This window comes from Pseudomonas reinekei, from assembly GCF_001945365.1.
GTDB classification, from domain to species: domain Bacteria; phylum Pseudomonadota; class Gammaproteobacteria; order Pseudomonadales; family Pseudomonadaceae; genus Aquipseudomonas; species Aquipseudomonas reinekei.
Map to the genome: position 1 here is coordinate 345,522 of NZ_MSTQ01000004.1, position 20,890 is coordinate 366,411.

Genomic DNA, 20,890 nt, shown 5'->3' on the forward strand with positions numbered 1-20,890 from the left:
CTCGCGCCAAATCGCCACCGTGGGCAGTGCCCGGTAGTTCGGCGACATTACTGGGGAGCGGGTTCAGAACGAGAGTCGGCATGGGCGGCTAGCTTAGCGGATGTAAGCTGCGTCGCCCACCCGTGAGCGGTTAAACCTTGGCGGCAACCTGTGTCGATTTGCTGCGTGGACGCAATTGTGCGGTGGCCATCGCGGTGTCGGTGACACCGGATTCGGCGCGCATGCCAGCGGCCAGGAACGGCACCATCAGACGCATGACCTGCTCGATGGAGGTGTTCACGCCGAAATCGGTCTCGGCAATGGCGCGCAAGGCCTTGATCCCGGACATGCTGAACGCAGCGGCCCCCAGCATGAAGTGCACACGCCAGAACAACTCGATTGGCGGAATGCGCGGCGCAGCTTCATTGACCAGCATCATGTAACGGCGAAACACCTTACCGTACATATCTTCCAGATAACGCCGCAAATGCCCCTGGCTCTGACTGAATGCCAGACCGAGCAACCGCATGAAAATGGACAGATCGTTACCACTGCGTGGCTGGACCACCAGGGCTTGCTCTACCAGGATTTCCAGCAACTCTTCAAGCGTCGGTTTGTTTTCAGGCTTGGCCTGACGACGCTCGAGCTCTTTATCAAGACTGATGCAGAACGGCCCGAGGAATCGCGAGAAGACTGCCTGAATCAGCGCTTTTTTCGACCCGAAGTGATAGTTCACCGCCGCCAGATTGACACCGGCCTTGCTGGTGATCAGACGCAACGAGGTTTCAGCGAAACCTTTTTCCGCGAACAACTGCTCGGCAGCATCGAGAATGCGTTCAACGGTTTCCGACTGGGCCATGGCTACTCCGCCTGACAAACACTTGTTTGAAACATACGTTTCAGCCTGTGCCTTGTCAAGCCTGGGAGTTCGTTTTGGGAATGGTCGGTCAGACATTTAACCATACAACAGCAAAGCTTCAATCAACGGGCTGATCGACCGTCTGGCGGCCTGCAAAAAAAGGGGCATTGCCAAGAGCGTTTCACTGTATATAATCCCAGTCACTGTATAAAAAGACAGAGCGATCAATATGCTAAAGCTGACGCCACGCCAAGCCGAGATTCTGGCCTTCATCAAACGCTGCCTGGAAGACAACGGCTACCCGCCGACCCGCGCGGAAATCGCTCAGGAGCTGGGTTTCAAATCGCCCAACGCGGCGGAAGAACACCTCAAGGCGCTGGCTCGCAAAGGCGCCATCGAGATGACCCCCGGTGCCTCCCGCGGAATCCGCATCCCCGGATTTGAAGCCAAGGCCGACGACTCCACCCTGCCAATCATTGGCCGGGTCGCCGCTGGCGCGCCCATCCTTGCCCAGCAACATGTCGAAGAATCCTGCAACATCAACCCGGCGTTCTTCCACCCTCGCGCCGATTATCTGCTGCGGGTTCATGGCATGAGCATGAAAGACGTCGGTATTTTCGACGGCGACCTGCTGGCGGTCCACACCACTCGCGAAGCCCGCAACGGCCAGATCGTGGTAGCACGGATCGGTGACGAAGTGACCGTCAAGCGCTTCAAGCGCGATGGCAGCAAGGTCTGGCTGATCGCAGAAAACCCTGAATTTGCCCCTATCGAAGTGAACCTTAAAGATCAGGAACTGGTGATCGAAGGCTTGAGTGTCGGCGTCATTCGCCGCTAAAGGAGGCTCTATGCAGTTCCCACACACATCCCAGCAAGCCCAACTGCCTCTGCTGTTCGAAGCGTTCATGGCGCAACCGCTTGCGCCAATTCTGAAGGAAGTGGTCGAGTCGCCGTGGAGCGCCGAACCTGAAGTCTTCAGTGAATTGTCTCTGCGTGGTGCAGCCGGGAACTGCCTGAACCTTCTGGCACCAATTCTCAGGGAATTGAGTCAGGATCAGGATGCCCGCTGGCTGACGTTGATCGCCCCACCTGCCAGCCTGACTCAGGCCTGGCTACGTGACGCAGGACTCAATCGCGAACGCATCCTGCTGCTGCAACCACGCGGCACACAGAGTGCCCAGCAACTGACATGCGAGGCCCTTCGCCTGGGTCGCAGCCACACGGTTGTCAGCTGGCTGAACCCACTGAGCACAACGTCGCGCCAACAGCTGATCAGCGCCGCCCGAACCGGGGACGCGCAAAGCCTGAATATTCGGTTGGGCTAACATGCAAGTCGCGCACATTTAAGTCGTGTCGGGCTTCTCCAAGGACAGAGAAGCCGAAATGAATCGATATCAGAAAAAACCGACAGACGGGATCAATGAAGGACCCGCGACCCCTCTTCCTTGTCGAGTTCACCTTCAACCAGGCGTCCAGCCATCTGCACGCCGACACTCAGCATCGCCTTGGCGACTTCTACGTGCTGACCTTGCAGAAAGGCTTTGGCGTCCGCGGAGAAATCCAAAGTAACCAGAGAACCCTCGTCCTCAGCCCTTCGCAGCTCGATACGGCCGTCTGGTAACTCGACAATTTCTAGAAAGGACGTTGGCATAAAGGTCTGTTCTCCACGAAAGGCGGGGATTATATAGGCATCGGCCAGGCTTCGCTCGGGATCTTGACCAGATGCCGCCCCAAAACTGTTTCTTTCAGCACTCGTTCAGGCCTTCGCGAAAACGGATCGCCAACCCCTTCAGATTCTGACGCCAGCTCTCCAGCTCCTCACGACTCAGCTCTTCAGGCGCCTCCTCTTCGTCGAGGTTCACAGCCAGGATCAAAGGCTGCGTCACATCGCCTTTAGGCTTGTGCGGCGCCCTTGGTGGCTGAAACAGCGCCGCGTGGGCTGCCAACAGCTTGGCCAACCAGGTTTCCGGGTTGTTGGCCAGCTCAACCATCTCGGCCATTTCGGGGATAGCAATACTGTCCAGTACTTCGCGGGTCAGCAAAGACTCGGCACGGGATGCATTGGCCTGAGGCAAACGGTAAAAACCGGCTATCTCATGGCACAGCCCCAACAGCGCCCCGTACAGGTGAAACAACGCTGATTCGCGACCCGCCTGAATCAGCGCCAGGGAATTCATCGCCCGCCCCTCTTCGGCCTTGGCGAGAGCTTCCAGCGACAGGCCGGCGAAGTAAATTTTCTGGTTGGTGCGGGTATAGAGTTCGTGGGCCATGACGGCAGCCTCCACAACGAAATATGTGCTTGATGCAGGTCGGACAGTGTCGTGGATCACCCAAGCTGACCGCAAGCACAAAACAAAAAGGCCGCATGAAAACCCGAGGGTTGTCATGCGGCCTTTTCAGTACCGCAACACTTTATGCTTTCGCGGCTGGTCGCTTGTCTTCGACCTTCCACTTACCGCCGTCGTAGAAAGCCTTCCAGCCTGTCGGCTTACCGTCGACTTCAGTCTGGACGTACTGTTGCTTGGTCTTGCGGCTGTAGCGAATCACGGCTGGCAGGCCATCCGGATCTTTCTTCGGCGCCTCACAAAGGAAGTGGTACTTCGGATCGATTTCATCCTTGTGCGGGATGATCTCCAGCACCAATGGAGCACGGGTCTCGCGGTTTTTCGGGAACTGGCTGGCGGCCAGGAACAACCCGGAAGCACCGTCGCGCAGGATGTAGGTGTCGTTGACCTTTTCGCATTTCAGCTCAGGCATCTTGACCGGATCCATCTTCGGCGGCGCCGCATCACCGCTCTTCAGCAGTTTGCGGGTGTTCTTGCAGGTCGGATTGGTGCAACCGAAGAACTTGCCAAAACGGCCGGTCTTGAGCTGCATCTCGCTGCCGCACTTGTCGCATTCCAGGCTAGGTCCTTCGTAGCCCTTGATGCGATAGCTGCCTTCTTCGATTTCGTAGCCATCGCAATCCGGGTTGTTACCGCAGATGTGCAGCTTGCGCTTCTCATCGAGCAGGTAGGCATCCATGGCGGTACTGCAGATTGGGCAGCGATGCTTGCCACGCAGTACCAACGATTCCGACTCACCCTCATCGTCCGCAGCGATCTCATCGCCCGGCACCAGGTTGACGGTGGCCTTGCAGCGTTCTTTCGGCGGCAGGCTGTAGCCCGAGCAACCGAGGAACACGCCAGTCGACGCGGTGCGGATCTGCATGGGGCGGCCGCAGGTCGTGCACGGAATGTCAGTCATGACCGGCTGGTTGGCGCGCATGCCGTTTTCCGGACTTTCGGCTACTTCGAGTTTTTTCTTGAAGTCGCCGTAGAACTCATCGAGCACGTTTTTCCAGTCGCGCTCGCCCTGGGCCACGTCATCGAGATGCTCTTCCATGCCCGCGGTGAACCCGTAGTCCATCAGGTTGGAGAAGCTTTCGGCCAGACGCTCGGTAACGATGTCACCCATCTTTTCCGAGTAGAAACGACGGTTGTGCAACGCTACGTAACCGCGGTCCTGAATGGTCGAAATGATCGCAGCGTAGGTCGAAGGACGACCGATGCCGCGTTTTTCCATTTCTTTTACCAGGCTGGCTTCCGAGTAACGCGCCGGAGGCTTGGTGAAGTGCTGGGTCGGATCAAGCTTGATCAGCTTCATCACGTCGCCCTGGGCCATGTCCGGCAGTACTTCGTCATCGCCTGGCTTGGCGATTTGCGGCATGACACGGGTGTAACCGTCGAACTTGAGGATGCGGCCCTTGGCGCGCAGCTCGAAGTCGCCGGCCCCGACAGTCACGGTGGTCGACAGGTACTGCGCTGGCAGCATCTGGCAAGCGAGGAACTGGCGCCAGATCAGCTCGTAGAGGCGCTCAGCGTCACGTTCCATGCCCGACAGCTTGCTTGGCTCAGTGTTGGCGTCAGACGGACGAATCGCTTCGTGAGCCTCTTGTGCGCCTTCCTTGCTGCTATAGACGTTCGGGGTTTCCGGCAGGTACTTCTTGCCGAACTCGCTTTCAATGTAGGTCCGCGCCATCGCCACGGCATCGGTCGACAAGTTGGTGGAGTCAGTACGCATGTAAGTGATGTAGCCGGCTTCGTACAGACGCTGGGCCATCATCATGGTTTTCTTCACACCGAAGCCCAGGCGGTTACTCGCGGCCTGCTGCAGGGTGGACGTGATGAACGGCGCCGACGGCTTGCTGCTGGTCGGCTTGTCTTCGCGCTTGACGATGCTGTAACTGGAAGCCTTGAGCTTCTCCAGCGCGGCCATTGCCTGGGCTTCGTTGAGCGGCTTGAAGGCTTCGCCTTTCTCGCGAGCGACGTCGAAACGTACGCTGGCGCCTTTGGCTGTGCCGAGGTCGGCGTGAACTTCCCAGTACTCTTCCGGGATGAACGCGCGGATTTCGCGCTCACGCTCAACCACCAGCTTCACTGCAACCGACTGTACGCGACCGGCGGACAGGCCACGGGCGATCTTGGCCCACAGCAGCGGCGACACCATGTAGCCCACGACGCGGTCGAGGAAGCGTCGCGCCTGTTGCGCATTGACGCGGTCGATATCCAGCTCGCCCGGCTTGGAGAAAGCTTCCTGAATCGCCTTCTTGGTAATTTCGTTGAACACCACGCGCTTGTAGCGGGTGTCGTCACCACCGATGGCTTCGCGCAGGTGCCAGGCAATGGCTTCCCCCTCGCGATCCAAGTCGGTTGCGAGATAGATGGTGTCAGCATCCTTGGCGAGCCGGCGCAGCTCTTCGATGACCTTTTCCTTGCCCGGAAGGATCTCGTACTTGGCTTTCCAGCCATGATCGGGATCGACCCCCATGCGGGCTACCAGCTGCTTGCGCGCCTTTTCTTTCGGCGACAAGGCCGGCGCTTCGCCCGCAACAGCCTTGCCGCGCTTGGCAGCTGGTTCTTTGCTGGCGCTAGCCGAACCGCTGGTGGGCAGGTCTCGGATATGGCCGATACTCGACTTCACCACGTATTCGTTGCCCAAATACTTGTTGATGGTCTTGGCCTTAGCCGGGGATTCCACAATGACCAGCGATTTGCCCATGGATCGGAAAATTCCTGAATTCGAGAAGTGAAAGGCGGTTGGCGCCTGACGCGGCACCGCTATATATAGTGGCAACAAGGTGAGGTCAAGCGCAGGGTTTTGCGCGAACTCAGCTTATGGCTTGGTAAAAAGGCTTTCTTCGACCTGCACCAAAGCAAAGCGTGGCACCTGTTCGCCGTCAACCTCGACGGACTCCAGGAACATGCTCAAGGGACGCACCCAAAAGCCGTAATCGCCATACAGGGCTTGGTAGAAGACCACTTCTTCTTCGGTTTCCGAATGCCGCGCAACACTGAAAACGCGGTATTGCGGACCTTTATAATGTTGGTAGAGCCCAGGTTGTATCGGCATGCTTTGGCCCTCACTCAAATTTTTTCAAAATAAAAACAAAAATAAATCCGGAAAAACAAAAACCGGGGCACTTGGCCCCGGCTTCCATCAACGAGACGCTTAAACGCGTTCGAAGACGGTGGAGATGCCTTGGCCGAGACCAATGCACATGGTGGCTACCCCGAGGTTGCCGCCATTTTGCTTCATCACGTTCAGCAAAGTGCCGGAGATACGCGCACCAGAGCAACCGAACGGGTGACCCAGGGCGATCGCGCCGCCGTGCAGGTTAACCTTCTCGTTCATCTTGTCGAGCACTTTCAGATCTTTCAGCACTGGCAAGGCCTGTGCGGCGAAAGCTTCGTTGAGCTCGAAGAAGTCGATATCGTTGATGCCCAGGCCCGCGCGCTTCAGTGCTTTTTGTGTGGCCGGTACTGGACCATAGCCCATGATCGCCGGGTCCACACCTGCCACTGCCATCGAGCGGATCACCGCCAAAGGCTGAATACCCAGGTCCTGTGCACGTTGCGCCGACATCACGATCATGCACGAAGCACCATCGGTGATTTGCGACGAAGTACCGGCTGTCACGGTGCCGCCCTTCGGATTGAACGCTGGCTTCAGAGCCGCCAGGCTTTCCAGGGTCGTTTCCGGACGAATGGTCTCGTCGTAGTCGAAGGTTTTCAGGAAACCGTTCTCGTCATAGCCCTGCATCGGGATAATTTCGTCTTTGAACTTACCCTCCATGGTCGCCTTGTGGGCGAGTTGGTGGGAGCGCACGCCGAAAGCGTCCTGTTGCTCGCGAGTGATGCCGTGCATTTTGCCCAGCATTTCAGCGGTCAGGCCCATCATGCCCGAGGCTTTCGCCGCGTACAGCGACATGTGCGGGTTCGGATCGACACCGTGCATCATGCTCACATGGCCCATGTGCTCGACGCCGCCGACGACGAACACGTCACCGTTGCCAGTCATGATCGCTTGCGCAGCAGTGTGCAGCGCACTCATGGAGGAGCCACACAGGCGGCTGACGGTCTGGCCGGCGGAAGTGTGCGGGATCTGGGTCATCAGCGACGCCATGCGCGCGATGTTCCAGCCCTGCTCCAGGGTCTGGTTCACACAGCCCCAGATCACGTCTTCGACTTCGCTCGGGTCAACCTTGACGTTACGTTCCAGCAGTTTGCTGATCAGGTGCGCCGACATGTCTTCGGCGCGGGTGTTGCGGTGCATGCCGCCCTTGGAGCGGCCCATCGGAGTACGACCGAAGTCGACAATCACGACGTCTCTAGGATTCAAGCTCATAAGTTCACTCTCACTCTAGTTGGGGGCGCTTAACCGAAGAAGCTCTGGCCGTTTTTGGCCATTTCGCGCAGCTTCGCGGTCGGGTGGTACAGCGCGCCCAAATCAGCGTACTGGTCAGCCAGGGCAACGAACTCTGCCACACCGATCGAGTCGATGTAGCGCAGCGCACCGCCACGGAATGGAGGGAAACCAATACCGTAGACCAGCCCCATGTCGGCTTCGGCGGCGGTTTCGACGATACCGTCTTCCAGGCAACGCACGGTTTCCAGGCACAGCGGGATCATCATCCAGTTGATGATGTCTTCGTCGGTGACTTCGCGCTGCTCGAACACGATTGGCTTGAGAACTTCCAGTACCGATGGATCGGCAACCTTCTTCTGCTTGCCTTTCTTGTCGGTCTCATAGGCGTAGAAGCCCTTGCCATTCTTCTGGCCCAGCCGCTTGGCTTCGTAGAGCACGTCAACGGCCGAACGGCGGTCGTCTTTCATGCGGTCCGGGAAGCCCTCAGCCATCACGTCACGACCGTGGTGACCGGTGTCGATGCCGACCACGTCCATCAGGTACGCCGGGCCCATAGGCCAGCCGAATTTTTCCATGATCTTGTCGATTCGGACGAAGTCCACACCGGCGCTGACCAGCTTGGCGAAACCACCGAAGTACGGGAACAGCACGCGGTTGACCAGGAAGCCCGGGCAGTCGTTGACGACGATCGGGTTCTTGCCCATTTTCTTGGCGTAGGCAACGGTGGTGGCAACAGCCAGCTCGCTGGACTTCTCGCCACGGATCACTTCAACCAGCGGCATCATGTGCACCGGGTTGAAGAAGTGCATGCCGACGAAGTTTTCCGGACGCTTGAGGGCTTTGGCCAGCAAGGTGATGGAAATGGTCGAGGTGTTCGAGGCGAGGATGGTGTCCTCTTTGACCTTGTCTTCAACTTCTGCCAGTACGGCTTGCTTGACCTTCGGGTTCTCGACAACTGCTTCCACCACCAGGTCCACGTGACCGAAGTCGCCGTAAGACAGGGTTGGGCGGATGCCGTTGAGCACTTCAGCCATTTTCGCGGCGGTCATGCGGCCTTTATCAACGCGGCCAACCAGCAGCTTGGCAGCTTCGGCCAGGCCCTGTTCGATACCGGCTTCGTTGATGTCCTTCATCAGGATCGGCGTGCCTTTGGACGCCGACTGATAGGCGATGCCGCCACCCATGATGCCGGCGCCCAATACGGCGGCCTGCTTCACGTCCTTGGCGATTTCGTCGTAGGCCTTGGCCTTTTTCTTCAGCTCCTGATCGTTCAGGAACAGACCGATCAAGCTCTGCGCGGCAGAGGTCTTGGCCAGTTTGACGAAACCTGCCGCTTCGACTTCCAGCGCCTTGTCGCGACCGAAGTTCGCGGCTTTCTGGATGGTCTTGATCGCTTCCACCGGCGCCGGGTAGTTCGGGCCAGCCTGGCCAGCCACGAAACCTTTGGCGGTTTCGAAAGCCATCATTTGTTCGATAGCGTTCAGCTTGAGTTTTTCAAGCTTCGGCTGACGCTTGGCCTTGTAGTCGAACTCGCCGGAGATGGCGCGCTTGATCATTTCGAGGGCAGCTTCCTGCAGCTTCTCAGGAGCAACCACAGCATCGACGGCGCCGACTTTCAGCGCGTCTTCAGGACGGTTTTCCTTGCCGGAGGCGATCCATTCGATGGCGTTGTCGGCACCGATCAGGCGCGGCAGGCGTACGGTACCGCCGAAGCCCGGGTAGATACCCAGCTTGACTTCCGGCAGACCGATCTTGGCCTTGGTGGACATGACGCGGTAGTCCGCCGCCAGGCACATTTCCAGACCACCACCCAACGCGATGCCGTTGATGGCAACAACTGTCGGGACGCTGAGGTCTTCGAAATCGCTGAAAATCTTGTTGGCTTCGAGGTTGCCTGCAACAAGCTCTGCATCCGGCAGCTTGAAGTTGTCGACAAATTCGGTGATGTCGGCGCCGACGATGAACACGTCTTTGCCACTGCTGACGATCACACCCTTGATCGAAGCATCTGCCTTGATGGTGTCTACGGCCTGACGCAGTTCGTTCAGGGTTAGACGGTTGAACTTGTTGACGGACTCACCCTTGAGGTCGAACTTCAGTTCGACAATGCCACTTTCAAGAGCCTTAACCGTGATGGCTTTACCTTCGTAAATCATCAACTGATCTCCACGATATGGAAGCTGAACAGTACACGTCGGACGCAGGCGAATGGCTCGGCAGGGACGTTAAACGTCGATGCTACGCCCATTCCCCCGGCACACCCGCCAACGCGATAGTCGGGATTCTGTAGGAGCGGTCTGAAATACAAACGCTCAATTCATACGCCCGTTTGATTTGGGTATGCCACCTTCACGGAATTTCCGACAATTGTCAATCGCCCAAAATGCGGGTTGAAACGCGACTTTGCAGTCATTTCCGTATGACGAAGATCTCTAACACGCGGGTGCATGTGCTGCCATTCATAGAATCAATCATTAGAAAAGTCGCCCTAATTCCCTGCAGTCTTTGTTTAACAAGCTACGCTGGCGGGACTCGAGAGAAAAATTTTTGAACGCTGCGGTGAACACCCAGCGTAAGATCTGCCCAAACCGAGTTACCGGCCTGCCTGGCCAACCCCGCCCGATGCTTGATGTCGGGCTTTTTATTGCCTGGGAATTAAGACCTGCGGGAGGTCTGTATCTCAGGCGAGAGCTTTGAGGGTGGCGTCGATGTGCTGCAGAACCTCGGCTTCGCCTTTCTCGCCCCAGTACAAGGTAATCATCTGCTTGTCGGCTTCAACCTTGTAGACGTTGTCCGGCAACTTTTCGAAATGAATCAGCAGCGCCGGTTCCTCGCAGACCTCCTGCCATTGATTCACCCATACACCTGGCGCCTTCTGCCAATAACTCCAGCATGCCAGCTGACTGCCGCGCCGCGGTCGATGGTACTGGGCGCACGGGTTTGGCGGTTCCTGACCGAGCCAGTGCGGCCACTCCTGAGGCGCCAGTTGCATGGCCAGGCCCATGCGCCGCGCCTCCATGCGCAGAGCCATCCGGCCGCTCTGATGACGCGAGGGACGCAACCATGCCAGTGGACTGAGCACCACCAACAGGATTGACACCACTATCCAGACCGTCATATCTGTACTCCCGATTTTGAATGAGCGCATTGAATGACTTTGGAACCAATGCGCTTGAAACCAGCCATACTTACCAATATTGCATCCCTCAGGAGGAGCACCTCATGCCCTACCACCATATTCTGGTCGCTGTAGATCTAACCGAAGAGTGCGACCCTGTAATCCATCGCGCTCGCGAGCTGTCGGTGAGCAACGGTGCGAAGTTGTCCCTGGTTCACATCGTCGAACCCATGGCCATGGCCTTCGGCGGCGATGTGCCGATGGATCTGTCACAACTGCAACAACAGCAGTTCGATCAGGCCAAGGAGCGCCTTGAGCATTTGAAACGCAAATACTCCGAACTCGAAGGTGCCAACTGCCAACTGACTTATGGCCAGCCACGCCAGGAGATCCATCATTTCGCCAAGGAACAGCAATGCGATCTGATCGTGGTAGGCAGCCATGGCCGACACGGCCTGGCGCTACTGCTGGGGTCCACTGCCAATGACGTGCTGCACGGCGCACCTTGCGATGTGCTGGCGGTGCGACTGCAAAGCAAAAGCTGAAGCGCCCCCTGCAGGAGCCGGCTTGCTGGCGATGCGGACGACACAAACTGCACCGCGGCGATGCCATTGCCAACAAACCAGCGCCTGCAAAGGACCGCATTCCCTATGAAAAGCCCGGCGTTCATCTCTGAGCGCCGGGCTTTTTTATTACAGGATCAATCAAGCATCCAGTTCAGCCCAACGCTCGACCATCACGTCGAGCTCAGCCTGCAACTGCGACAGCTGAGCAATCACGGCTGCGGTTTCAGCCGCAGGGCGCAGGTAGAAACCCGCATCCGCCATCTGAGCTTGCACAGCGGCGATCTGCTGCTCCATGGCTTCGATCTGGCCCGGTAACGCTTCCAGCTCGCGCTGCAACTTGTAGCTGAGCTTTTTCTTCGCTGGCGCCTCGACCGCTGCCGCCACTGGCGCAGGCTCAGCCTTGACCACTGCGGAGTTAAGGTCGGCCTTGCCAGACTTGCTTTCGGTCACGCCCAGCAGACGCGGCGAGCCGCCCTGACGGAGCCAGTCCTGATAACCACCGACATACTCGCGAACCTTGCCTTCGCCTTCGAAGACCAGGGTGCTGGTCACCACGTTGTCGAGGAATGCCCGGTCGTGGCTGACCATCAGTACGGTGCCGTTGAAGGTCAGCAAGACCTCTTCCAGCAACTCGAGGGTTTCGACGTCGAGGTCGTTGGTCGGTTCGTCGAGGACCAGCAGGTTCGCCGGTTTGCTGAACAGTTTGGCCAGCAACAGACGGGCACGCTCACCACCGGACAGCGCCTTGACCGGCGTGCGGGCACGCTGCGGGCTGAACAGGAAGTCGCCGAGGTAGCTCAGCACGTGGCGGCTCTGGCCGTCGATGTCGATGAAGTCGCGCCCCTCAGCGACGTTATCGATCACGGTTTTTTCCAGATCCAGCTGATGACGCAACTGATCGAAGTAGGCGACGTCGATCTTCGTGCCCTCCTCCACTTTGCCGCTGGTCGGTTGCAGACCGCTGAGCATCAGTTTGAGCAGCGTGGTCTTGCCGGTGCCGTTGGCGCCGAGCAGACCGATGCGGTCGCCACGCTGCAGCACCATGGAGAAATCCTTGATCAGGAACGGCCCGCCCGGGTGAGCAAAGCTCACGTTCTCGAGCACCATCACCTGCTTGCCGGATTTATCGGCGGTTTCCAGCTGGATGTTGGCCTTGCCGGTACGCTCGCGCCGTTCGCTACGCTCGACACGCAAGGCTTTCAAGGCTCGCACACGGCCTTCGTTACGGGTGCGACGAGCCTTGATGCCCTGGCGAATCCACACTTCTTCCTGGGCCAGACGTTTGTCGAACAGCGCATTGGCCGTGGCCTCGGCAGCCAGTTCGGCTTCTTTATGCACCAGGAAACTGGCGTAGTCGCCATTCCAGTCGATCAAGCCACCGCGATCCAGTTCGAGGATGCGAGTCGCGAGGTTTTGCAGGAAAGAACGGTCGTGCGTGATGAACAGCACGGCGCCCTGGAAATCCTTCAGCGCTTCTTCAAGCCAGGCAATCGCACCGATGTCCAGATGGTTGGTCGGTTCGTCGAGCAGCAGCAGGTCCGGCTCGGAAACCAGGGCCTGGGCCAGCAGTACGCGGCGACGCCAGCCACCTGACAATTCGGCCAGCGTCTTGTCTGCCGGCAATTGCAGGCGACTCAGGGTGCTGTCGACCAGCGTCTGCAAACGCCAGCCATCGCGGGCTTCGAGGTCGTGCTGGACATGCATCAGTTTGTCCAGGTCAGCGTCGGTGACGATGTTCTGGCTCAGGTGGTGATACTCGGCGAGCAAGGCACCCACACCGTCAAGGCCTTCAGCCACCACGTCGAACACGGTCCGCTCGTCGGCTACCGGCAATTCTTGCGGCAATTCACCAATCTTGAGGCCGGGTGCGCGCCAAACAGAGCCGTCATCGGGCTTCTGGTCGCCCTTGACGAGCTTCATCATGCTGGATTTGCCAGTGCCGTTGCGGCCGATGATGCACACCCGCTCTCCACGGGCGATCTGCCAGGACACCTTGTCCAACAACGGCATAGCGCCGAAAGCAAGGGACACATCGCTGAATTTGAGCAGGGTCATGAGCTTCTCCAAAAACCGGGCGCGCATTCTACCTGAATCAAGGCTTCAGAAGGCCGGCAATTTCACTGTCGAAGCACTCTGCACAACAAATGTTGCGAACTGATGCAGACAGGTCCGCAAAGCTTTCACCCGCTGCTGGCAAAAGGCTAAGCTACAGATAATTCAGTGTCGGCATCGCCAGCACTTGTCATGGTTTTTCTGTCCGGACGTCTCATGCGCAGTCGCCTTTTCAATTTTTTATCGTGCTTTTTACTGTCTGCCGCTGCCGTTCAATCCGCCCAGGCGGTAGACCTGTCCACCCAACGCCAGTATTACGATGAAGCCAAACGCGCCTTGGCCAAGGGCGACACCGGCCCTTATTTCCGTTACAGCCAGGCCTTGGCCGATTATCCGCTGGAACCCTACCTGGCCTACGACGAGCTGACCGCGCGCCTGAAAACCGCGAGCAACGCCGAGATCGAAAAATTTCTCGCCGAGCATGGCGACCTGCCGCAAGCCAACTGGATGAAACTGCGCTGGTTGCGCTGGCTGGCCGATCGCGGTGACTGGGCGACCTTCGTCAAGTACTACGACCCCAAGCTCAACTTCACCGAACTGGACTGCCTGAACGCGCAGTACCAGATCAGCCACAACCTCAAGTCCGAAGGCTACGCCAACGCCAACAAGCTCTGGCTGACCGGCAAATCGCAACCGGCGGCCTGTGACGCGTTGTTCGGCATGTGGGCCGCCGACGGCCAGTTGACCGAACAAAAACGCTGGGAGCGCACCAAGCTCGCCGCCCAGGCGCGCAACTACCCACTGGCCAACAGCCTGGTCAATGGCCTGACCACCCTTGCCCCTCGTGGCCGCTTGCTGGTGGATGTGGCGCAGAACCCGGAGCTGTTAAACCAGCCATCGCGCTTCACCCCGGCCGATGAGCCGATGTCCGACGTGGTCAGTCTCGGCCTGCGCCGCCTTGCCCGCCAGGACCCTGACAGGGCCATGAACCTGTTGGACGGATATGCCAGCAGCATGCACTTCTCGCGGGATGAAAAAGTCGCGATTGCCAGAGAAATCGGATTGACGCTCGCCAAACGTTTCGACGGTCGCGCATTGGAGATGATGACCAAATATGATCCGGAGTTGCGCGACAATACCGTATCCGAATGGCGCATGCGCCTGTTGCTTCGCCTGGCCCGTTGGGACGACGCCTATCAGTTGACCCGACGCCTGCCGCAGGATCTCGCTACCACCAATCGCTGGCGATACTGGCAAGCCCGCAGCCTGGAACTGGCGCAACCACAGAGTCCAGAACCGCAAACCCTCTACAAGAACCTCGCCCGGGAGCGTGACTTCTACGGATTTCTCGCCGCCGATCGGTCGCAATCACCCTATTCGTTGAACAACAAACCACTGGTGATGAGCCAGGCCTTGATCAATAAAGTGCGCAATACCCCCGGCATACGTCGCGCCCTGGAGTTCCACGCTCGCGGGCAAATCGTCGACGGGCGCCGCGAGTGGTACCACGTCAGTCGCCACTTCAGCCGTGATGAAATGGTTGCCCAGGCGAAACTGGCCTATGACCTGAAATGGTATTTCCCGGCGATCCGCACGATCAGCCAGGCACAGTACTGGGATGACCTGGACATTCGATTCCCGATGGCTCACCGCAATGCACTGGTGCGTGAAGCCAAGAATCGTGGCTTGCATTCGAGCTGGGTGTTCGCCATTACCCGGCAGGAAAGCGCCTTCATGGACGATGCACGTTCGGGCGTCGGCGCTTCAGGCCTGATGCAGTTGATGCCCGCCACGGCCAAGGAAACCGCGCGCAAATTCAGCATCCCGTACGCCTCGCCGCAGCAATTGTTCGACCCGGACAAGAACATCCAGCTCGGCGCCGCCTACCTGAGCCAGGTGCACAGCCAATTCAACGGCAACCGCGTCCTCGCCTCCGCCGCCTACAACGCAGGCCCAGGCCGTGTGCGTCAGTGGCTGCGCGGCGCCGACCACCTGAGCTTCGACGTGTGGGTCGAAAGCATCCCGTTCGACGAAACCCGCCAGTACGTGCAAAACGTGTTGTCGTACTCGGTGATCTACGGCCAGAAACTCAACTCACCGCAGCCAATCGTGGACTGGCACGAACGGTACTTCGACGACCAGTGATGCCCCGCCAGGAACTGCCGAAGACTGCGATCTTTTGATCTGCACTTGTCTGCAAGACACCAAAATGCCCGCATCGATTGATGCGGGCATTTTTGTTGAAACTAGATCAAAACATCGCAGCCTGGCACAGTGCCTACAGGTGAAGATTGAGCTCAGCGTTGCCATCACTGAACTGCAAGGCCGCCAGCCGCGCATACAGCGCATTGCTGGCGATGAGTTCTTGATGCGTGCCCACCGCCACCAGTTTGCCTTGGTCCATCACCGCGATGCGGTCGGCGTTTTTCACGGTGGCCAGGCGATGGGCGATGACCAGGGTGGTGCGGTTTTTCATCAGGCTGGGCAGCGCTTGTTGAATCAAATGTTCGCTTTGTGCATCGAGGGCGCTGGTGGCTTCGTCGAGCAACAGGATCGGCGCATCCACCAGCAACGCCCTCGCGATGGCCAGGCGCTGGCGCTGGCCGCCGGACAAACCGAGGCCGCCATCGCCCAGGTGCGTCTGGTAACCGTTGGGCATGGCTTCGATAAAGTCGTGGGCGTAGGCGATTTTTGCCGCCTCCTGCACTTCAGCAAGCGTCGCCGTCGGGTTGCCGTAGCGGATGTTCTCTTCAATGCTGCCAAAAAACAGCGCCGGGGTCTGCGAGACCAGTGCGAAGCAACGACGCAGGTCCAATGGATCGAGCTGGGTCAACGGCGTGCCGTCGAGCAGGATGCGCCCCTCGGCCGGGTCGTAGAAGCGCAGCAGCAGGTCATACACCGTCGACTTGCCCGCCCCGGAGGGACCGACCAAGGCCAGGGTTTCTCCAGGCCGTATGCTCAGGTTCAAGCCATCGACGGCATAACTTTCGGGACGCGACGGGTAGGAAAAGCGCACGTCCTGAAGCACCAGTTCGCCCTTCACTCGTTCGGGTAAGGCGACTACGTCAGTGGCAGGTGGTTGAATGATGTTTTCTGAACGCAGCAACTCGGCGATCCGTTCCGCTGCACCGGCGGCGCGCTGCAATTCGCCGATCACTTCGCTCAAGGTGCCGAACGCGCTGCCAACGATCAGGCTGTAAAAAACGAATGCCGCCAGCTCACCCGCCGAAATGCGCCCGGCAATCACGTCCATGCCACCGACCCAGAGCATGACCCCTACCGCACCCAGCACCAACACGATCACCAGGGTAATCAGCCAGGCCCGCTGGAAAATGCGTTTACGCGCGGTGTCGAACGCTTCTTCCACAGTGACGGCAAACCGCCGTTCGTCCTGGGACTGGTGGTTGTAGGCCTGCACGGTTTTGATCTGGCCGAGGGTCTCGGAGACATAACTGCCGATATCGGCGATCCGGTCCTGACTCAAGCGTGACAGGCTGCGCACCCGTCGGCCGAAAATCAGGATCGGCGCAATCACCAACGGCAAGGCGACCACGACGATGCTGGTGAGCTTGGGATTGGTGATAAACAACAGGACGATGCCGCCGATCACCATCAACAGATTGCGTAAAAACAACGAGAGCGAAGAGCCGATCACCGATTGCAGCAGGGTGGTATCGGCGGTAAGCCGCGATTGGATTTCCGAGCTGCGGTTGTTTTCGTAAAACCCGGGATGCAGATAAATCAGATGGTTGAACACCTGCCGGCGAATGTCGGCGACGCAGCGCTCGCCGATCCACGACACCAGATAAAACCGGGCGAAGGTCCCGAGCGCCAATCCCAGCACCAGCAACATGAAAACGCCGATGGACTGGTTGAGCAGATGCGGCGACTGGGTCATGAAGCCTTGATCCACCAGCATTCGAATGCCCTGCCCCATGGACAAGGTGATGCCTGCCGTGACAATTAACGCCAGCAAAGCACCCAACGCATGCCAGCGATAAGGTGCAATGAAACGGCTGGCCAGACGAATGGCACGGCGGTGTCGAACAGTGAGCATTGGCATCATCCAGGACGGAAGAGTGGATCAGGACAACCTACACCGATCAATGGGGTGGAACTTGGTAAATCACAATGAGTCAGGTTAATTATGTCCACCAAGACTAGGCGCTAGACGCTATCGGTCTAACGTCCGGGTGGCAACGCCGGAGTATTTCTGGTGGACTGATATTGCCGTTCTGAAGTGATCGCAGGGAGTTGTCATAGCCTGGTCACCTGGCGGTTTTATAGTGGGTACACAACCTGATGAGGAGACAGGCCATGTCCTTGCAAAACAGCAGCGATGACAAGATTCAAGTGATCCGCACACAGCCAGACCAGTCTCTGGGTTGCTCGATTATCGATGAACAGGGCCGCGAAGTACCGATCACTGAAGACATGATCCAGAAAGCTTGCAGCGAACTGGAGAAGCGATTGGTCAAGCCTGTCGAACAAGAGTGATATAGCCACCGTCTTCTTGACCCGGCCCTTGCAGGCCGGGTTTTTTATGCCCGCACAAACAGCTTTGTGTGGGAGCTGCCGCACGAGTGGTCTTTAGACGGGTGTCGCGCCCAACGCTGCGACAATCTGTTGCAATGCCGGCGCATCACCGTCAATCCGCACCTGCAAGCCATTGATCTCGCGCCGCGATGGGTAATTCTTGCGCAGCACATCAAACGCCACACGCTGCTCGCTCACACTGCCTACAAGACTGCGGCGAAAGTCCGCGTCATCGCGGCGCGGGTCGTACACGCCTCGGCACACCATCGCCAGTGCCCAGGCCGGATCGCTTTCAGCGCTCAAGGTCACTTGCGATAACCAGGGTGCCGGCAACAAATCACTCAAGCTGACGGTGGCCGGTTGCCCGAGGAATTCGCAATACGCCTGGTAGATCTGCGCCGTACCGCGTTGTTTGCCGTCGAGGCTGTAGCCGGCAATGTGCGGCGTTGCCAATACGCAGAGTTCGGCCAGCGCTACATCGACTTCCGGCTCGCCTTCCCAGACATCAAGCACGGCCTGCAGGTCTTCACGCTCCAGTAACACATCACGCAATGCAGCGTTATTGACCACCGGCCCGCGGCTGGCATTGATCAGCCAGGCGCCGGGTTTGAGCTGGCTCAAGCGTTTTCTATCAAACAGATGCCAGGTCGACTGCGGGCCTTGTTTGGTCAGCGGCGTGTGCAGGCTGATCACGTCGCACTGCTCGATGATGTCTTCAAGGCTGACGTAATCGCCGGTTTCAGCGGCTTGCCGGGGCGGGTCGCAAACCAGCACTTTCCAGCCAAGCCCCTGCAGGACCTTGACCAGTCGCCCGCCCACTTCACCGGCACCGACCACGCCATATGTGCGCCGCGTCAGGTCGACCCCTTCGATTTCGGCCAGGGTCAGGAGGCTGCCGAGCACGTAGTCGACTACGCCACGGGCATTGCAACCCGGCGCACTCGACCAAGTGATGCCGGCCTGTTGAAAGTAATCCAGATCCAGGTGATCGGTGCCGATGGTGCAAGTGCCAACAAAGCGCACCTTGCTGCCTTCGAGCAGCGCGCGGTTGACGTTGGTCACCGAGCGCACCAGCAATACGTCGGCCTGTTCGACGGTGGCGCGGTCGATGGATCGGCCCGGCACCCGGCGGATTTCTCCGAAACCTTCGAAGAACGCATCAAGCAGGGGAATATTTTCGTCGGCAACAATCAGCATGGCAGGCTCCTTAGGCGGATCGGCAGTGTAGGCGGAGATGGCCCATAACGCCTAGCACACGCCAGAGGGTCGATTACAAAACGCTAACACGGGTCTTTTCCTGACCACTGCGTCAACGCGTAGAATGCGCGCCTGTGCAACAAAACCTTTTGGACGCTTTGCTATTGAATCCTGTAACTGAAAATACCGCCGCCGCAGCGCCTGCGCGCACGACGCCCGTACGCATCGAGTTCAAAGGCCTGCTCAGCCTGGCGGTGCCAATCATGGTCGCGCAGTTGGCTACCACGGCCATGGGCTTTGTCGATGCGGTGATGGCCGGCCGCGTCAGCCCGCGAGACCTCGCCTCGGTGGCGCTGGGCAACTCGATCTGGATTCCGGTCTACCTGCTGATGTCCGGCGTTCTGCTGGCCACCACGCCCAAGGTCGCACAACGCTTTGGCGCCGGGCAGTTCGACGAGATCGGTCCGCTGGTACGCCAGGCGTTATGGCTGGCACTGTGTGTCGGGTTGATCGGCAGTGGCCTGCTGCTTGCCGCCGAGCCGATCCTGCACTGGATGAAAGTCGATGCTCAATTGATCGAGCCGAGCATGGGTTACCTGCACGGCATCGCTTTCGGCTTGCCGGGCATGGCCTTCTATTATGTGCTGCGCTGCTACAGCGATGGCATGGGTCGGACGCGTCCGAGCATGGTCATTGGCCTGTGCGGCCTGTTGCTGAACATCCCGCTGAACTATGCGCTGATCTATGGTCACTTCGGCGCTCCGGCCCTGGGTGGCGTCGGCTGCGGCTGGGCCAGCGGCATCGTGATGTGGTTCATGGCGTTGAGCATGGCCGCCTGGACCTTCTGGGCGCCGTTTTATGCGCGTACTCGTGTGCTGGTGCGCTTCGACCGCCCGCAATGGGCCGTGATCAAGCGCTTGGTCAGCATTGGCCTGCCGATTGGTATCGCGGTCTTCGCCGAGTCCAGCATTTTTGCGGTCATTGCCCTGCTGATCGGCAGCCTCGGCTCCACCGTGGTCGCCGGCCACCAAATCGCCCTGAACATCAGCTCGCTGCTGTTCATGATTCCTTACTCGCTGGGCATGGCGGTCACGGTTCGGGTCGGCCAGGCACTGGGCGCTGGCAATCCCTGGCAGGCGCGGTTCGCCGCGAAAGTCGGGCTCGGTGCCGCCCTGGTATTTGCCGCGTTTTCGGCGACGCTGATTCTGTGCCTGCGCGAACCGATCGCTTCGATCTATACGCCCGACAAGGCGGTGATCCAGATTGCGTCGATGTTGATCGTCTATGCCGCGCTGTATCAGTTCTCGGATGCCATCCAGGTGATCTGCGCCGGAGCGCTGCGTGGTTACCAGGACACGCGGGTGACGATGATCCTGACGCTGTTCGCTTACTGGGGAATCGGCTTGCCGGTCGGTTACGTGCTGGGGCTGACCGATTGGCTCGGCCCCGCCAGCGGCCCGAGCGGGCTCTGGGAAGGCTTGATCGCCGGCTTGAGTTGTGCGGCGCTGATGCTGTCGATTCGACTGACCCGTAGTGCTCGCAAACGGATTCGACCAAGCCGCCCGGCGGGCTGACTGCATAAACAAAAAGACCTGCTTTTGCAGGTCTTTTTTTCTGTTAATTGGATTTTTTGCGGATCCAGTACAGATAGGTGCCCGCGTTTTCGTGCTGCGCTACCAGTTCGTGGTCGAGAAACACGCAGAACTTGGGGATGTCACGACGGGTCGACGGATCGGTGGCAATCACCTTGAGCAGACCGCCAGGCGTCAGGTCACGGATGTGCTGGTGCAACATCATCACCGGCTCCGGGCAGTTGAGGCCGGTGGCGTCGAGGGTGCCGTCAACCGGCGTATCTAGTATTTCACTCATGATCAACTCCTGAATCTGGCCGGCATT

General features: G+C 58.8%; 18 protein-coding genes. 6 read left to right on the top strand and 12 right to left on the bottom strand.

Annotation, left to right across the window (positions count from 1 at the left end):
• Nucleotides 1-130: 130 nt before the first annotated feature.
• Nucleotides 131-838, bottom strand: a complete 708-nt coding sequence (locus BVK86_RS08500; protein ID WP_075945995.1) for a TetR/AcrR family transcriptional regulator — start codon at nt 836-838, stop codon at nt 131-133.
• 229 nt (nt 839-1,067) lie between these two features.
• Here BVK86_RS08500 and lexA point away from each other — a divergent pair, with 229 nt between their 5' ends.
• Both lexA and sulA read left to right on the top strand, forming a co-directional pair.
• Nucleotides 1,068-1,676, top strand: a complete 609-nt coding sequence (lexA, locus tag BVK86_RS08505; protein WP_056857020.1) for a transcriptional repressor LexA — start codon at nt 1,068-1,070, stop codon at nt 1,674-1,676.
• A 10-nt stretch (nt 1,677-1,686) separates the two neighbouring features.
• Nucleotides 1,687-2,163: an SOS-induced cell division inhibitor SulA gene (gene sulA, locus BVK86_RS08510; RefSeq protein WP_075945996.1), complete on the top strand. Its 477-nt coding sequence runs from the start codon at nt 1,687-1,689 to the stop codon at nt 2,161-2,163.
• Between the two features lie 92 nt (nt 2,164-2,255).
• Here sulA and BVK86_RS08515 read toward each other — a convergent pair whose 3' ends face one another.
• The 7 genes from BVK86_RS08515 to BVK86_RS08545 all read right to left on the bottom strand — a co-directional run bounded on the left by BVK86_RS08515 (nt 2,256) and on the right by BVK86_RS08545 (nt 10,643).
• Nucleotides 2,256-2,489 carry a hypothetical protein gene (locus BVK86_RS08515; RefSeq protein ID WP_075945997.1) on the bottom strand — a complete coding sequence of 78 codons (234 nt, stop codon included), beginning with the start codon at nt 2,487-2,489 and terminating at the stop codon, nt 2,256-2,258.
• A gap of 94 nt (nt 2,490-2,583) precedes the next feature.
• Nucleotides 2,584-3,108 (bottom strand): DUF6586 family protein, encoded by a 525-nt coding sequence (locus BVK86_RS08520; RefSeq protein WP_075945998.1) that lies wholly within the window; start codon nt 3,106-3,108, stop codon nt 2,584-2,586.
• Between the two features lie 142 nt (nt 3,109-3,250).
• On the bottom strand, nt 3,251-5,878 hold the full coding sequence (topA, locus tag BVK86_RS08525) for a type I DNA topoisomerase (protein ID WP_075945999.1): 2,628 nt from the start codon (nt 5,876-5,878) through the stop codon (nt 3,251-3,253).
• A 114-nt stretch (nt 5,879-5,992) separates the two neighbouring features.
• Nucleotides 5,993-6,229, bottom strand: a complete 237-nt coding sequence (locus tag BVK86_RS08530) for a DUF1653 domain-containing protein (protein ID WP_075946000.1) — start codon at nt 6,227-6,229, stop codon at nt 5,993-5,995.
• Nucleotides 6,230-6,328: 99 nt separating this feature from the next.
• Nucleotides 6,329-7,504 (bottom strand): acetyl-CoA C-acyltransferase FadA, encoded by a 1,176-nt coding sequence (gene fadA / locus BVK86_RS08535; protein ID WP_075946001.1) that lies wholly within the window; start codon nt 7,502-7,504, stop codon nt 6,329-6,331.
• A 29-nt stretch (nt 7,505-7,533) separates the two neighbouring features.
• Nucleotides 7,534-9,681 (bottom strand): fatty acid oxidation complex subunit alpha FadB, encoded by a 2,148-nt coding sequence (gene fadB / locus BVK86_RS08540; RefSeq protein ID WP_075946002.1) that lies wholly within the window; start codon nt 9,679-9,681, stop codon nt 7,534-7,536.
• 524 nt (nt 9,682-10,205) lie between these two features.
• Nucleotides 10,206-10,643, bottom strand: coding sequence for a hypothetical protein (locus tag BVK86_RS08545; protein WP_075946003.1), 438 nt, complete (start codon nt 10,641-10,643; stop codon nt 10,206-10,208).
• A gap of 104 nt (nt 10,644-10,747) precedes the next feature.
• Here BVK86_RS08545 and BVK86_RS08550 point away from each other — a divergent pair, with 104 nt between their 5' ends.
• Entirely contained in the window at nt 10,748-11,188 is a 441-nt protein-coding gene (locus BVK86_RS08550) for a universal stress protein (protein ID WP_075946004.1), read from the top strand.
• 159 nt (nt 11,189-11,347) lie between these two features.
• Here the strand turns inward: BVK86_RS08550 and BVK86_RS08555 are convergent, their stop codons facing one another.
• The gene (locus BVK86_RS08555) at nt 11,348-13,264 is read right to left on the bottom strand and encodes an ATP-binding cassette domain-containing protein (protein ID WP_075946005.1); all 1,917 of its coding nucleotides are present in this window, start codon (nt 13,262-13,264) and stop codon (nt 11,348-11,350) included.
• A 213-nt stretch (nt 13,265-13,477) separates the two neighbouring features.
• Here BVK86_RS08555 and BVK86_RS08560 point away from each other — a divergent pair, with 213 nt between their 5' ends.
• A complete protein-coding gene (locus tag BVK86_RS08560; protein WP_075946006.1) occupies nt 13,478-15,406 on the top strand; it encodes a transglycosylase SLT domain-containing protein in 1,929 nt (642 codons plus the stop codon).
• Between the two features lie 133 nt (nt 15,407-15,539).
• Here the strand turns inward: BVK86_RS08560 and BVK86_RS08565 are convergent, their stop codons facing one another.
• A complete protein-coding gene (locus tag BVK86_RS08565; RefSeq protein WP_162279040.1) occupies nt 15,540-17,327 on the bottom strand; it encodes an ABC transporter transmembrane domain-containing protein in 1,788 nt (595 codons plus the stop codon).
• Nucleotides 17,328-17,578: 251 nt separating this feature from the next.
• Here BVK86_RS08565 and BVK86_RS08570 point away from each other — a divergent pair, with 251 nt between their 5' ends.
• Nucleotides 17,579-17,758 carry a PA1571 family protein gene (locus BVK86_RS08570; protein WP_075946008.1) on the top strand — a complete coding sequence of 60 codons (180 nt, stop codon included), beginning with the start codon at nt 17,579-17,581 and terminating at the stop codon, nt 17,756-17,758.
• A 93-nt stretch (nt 17,759-17,851) separates the two neighbouring features.
• Here BVK86_RS08570 and pdxB read toward each other — a convergent pair whose 3' ends face one another.
• On the bottom strand, nt 17,852-18,994 hold the full coding sequence (gene pdxB / locus BVK86_RS08575) for a 4-phosphoerythronate dehydrogenase PdxB (protein WP_075946009.1): 1,143 nt from the start codon (nt 18,992-18,994) through the stop codon (nt 17,852-17,854).
• Between the two features lie 164 nt (nt 18,995-19,158).
• Between pdxB and BVK86_RS08580 the strand changes: the two genes are divergently transcribed.
• On the top strand, nt 19,159-20,568 hold the full coding sequence (locus BVK86_RS08580; RefSeq protein ID WP_075946116.1) for an MATE family efflux transporter: 1,410 nt from the start codon (nt 19,159-19,161) through the stop codon (nt 20,566-20,568).
• A gap of 43 nt (nt 20,569-20,611) precedes the next feature.
• Here the strand turns inward: BVK86_RS08580 and tusA are convergent, their stop codons facing one another.
• A complete protein-coding gene (gene tusA, locus BVK86_RS08585; protein ID WP_075946117.1) occupies nt 20,612-20,863 on the bottom strand; it encodes a sulfurtransferase TusA in 252 nt (83 codons plus the stop codon).
• Between the last annotated feature and the right edge of the window lie 27 nt (nt 20,864-20,890).

What these genes read in the sequence shown, in the direction of transcription:
- pdxB (WP_075946009.1), bottom strand. Translation starts at nt 18,994, where the DNA reads ATGCTGATTGTTGCCGACGAAAATATTCCCCTGCTTGATGCGTTCTTC.
- BVK86_RS08550 (WP_075946004.1), top strand. Translation starts at nt 10,748, where the DNA reads ATGCCCTACCACCATATTCTGGTCGCTGTAGATCTAACCGAAGAGTGC.
- lexA (WP_056857020.1), top strand. Translation starts at nt 1,068, where the DNA reads ATGCTAAAGCTGACGCCACGCCAAGCCGAGATTCTGGCCTTCATCAAA.
- BVK86_RS08555 (WP_075946005.1), bottom strand. Translation starts at nt 13,264, where the DNA reads ATGACCCTGCTCAAATTCAGCGATGTGTCCCTTGCTTTCGGCGCTATG.
- BVK86_RS08515 (WP_075945997.1), bottom strand. Translation starts at nt 2,489, where the DNA reads ATGCCAACGTCCTTTCTAGAAATTGTCGAGTTACCAGACGGCCGTATC.
- sulA (WP_075945996.1), top strand. Translation starts at nt 1,687, where the DNA reads ATGCAGTTCCCACACACATCCCAGCAAGCCCAACTGCCTCTGCTGTTC.
- topA (WP_075945999.1), bottom strand. Translation starts at nt 5,878, where the DNA reads ATGGGCAAATCGCTGGTCATTGTGGAATCCCCGGCTAAGGCCAAGACC.
- BVK86_RS08545 (WP_075946003.1), bottom strand. Translation starts at nt 10,643, where the DNA reads ATGACGGTCTGGATAGTGGTGTCAATCCTGTTGGTGGTGCTCAGTCCA.
- fadB (WP_075946002.1), bottom strand. Translation starts at nt 9,681, where the DNA reads ATGATTTACGAAGGTAAAGCCATCACGGTTAAGGCTCTTGAAAGTGGC.
- BVK86_RS08500 (WP_075945995.1), bottom strand. Translation starts at nt 838, where the DNA reads ATGGCCCAGTCGGAAACCGTTGAACGCATTCTCGATGCTGCCGAGCAG.
- BVK86_RS08570 (WP_075946008.1), top strand. Translation starts at nt 17,579, where the DNA reads ATGTCCTTGCAAAACAGCAGCGATGACAAGATTCAAGTGATCCGCACA.
- fadA (WP_075946001.1), bottom strand. Translation starts at nt 7,504, where the DNA reads ATGAGCTTGAATCCTAGAGACGTCGTGATTGTCGACTTCGGTCGTACT.
- BVK86_RS08560 (WP_075946006.1), top strand. Translation starts at nt 13,478, where the DNA reads ATGCGCAGTCGCCTTTTCAATTTTTTATCGTGCTTTTTACTGTCTGCC.
- BVK86_RS08520 (WP_075945998.1), bottom strand. Translation starts at nt 3,108, where the DNA reads ATGGCCCACGAACTCTATACCCGCACCAACCAGAAAATTTACTTCGCC.
- BVK86_RS08565 (WP_162279040.1), bottom strand. Translation starts at nt 17,327, where the DNA reads ATGATGCCAATGCTCACTGTTCGACACCGCCGTGCCATTCGTCTGGCC.
- tusA (WP_075946117.1), bottom strand. Translation starts at nt 20,863, where the DNA reads ATGAGTGAAATACTAGATACGCCGGTTGACGGCACCCTCGACGCCACC.
- BVK86_RS08530 (WP_075946000.1), bottom strand. Translation starts at nt 6,229, where the DNA reads ATGCCGATACAACCTGGGCTCTACCAACATTATAAAGGTCCGCAATAC.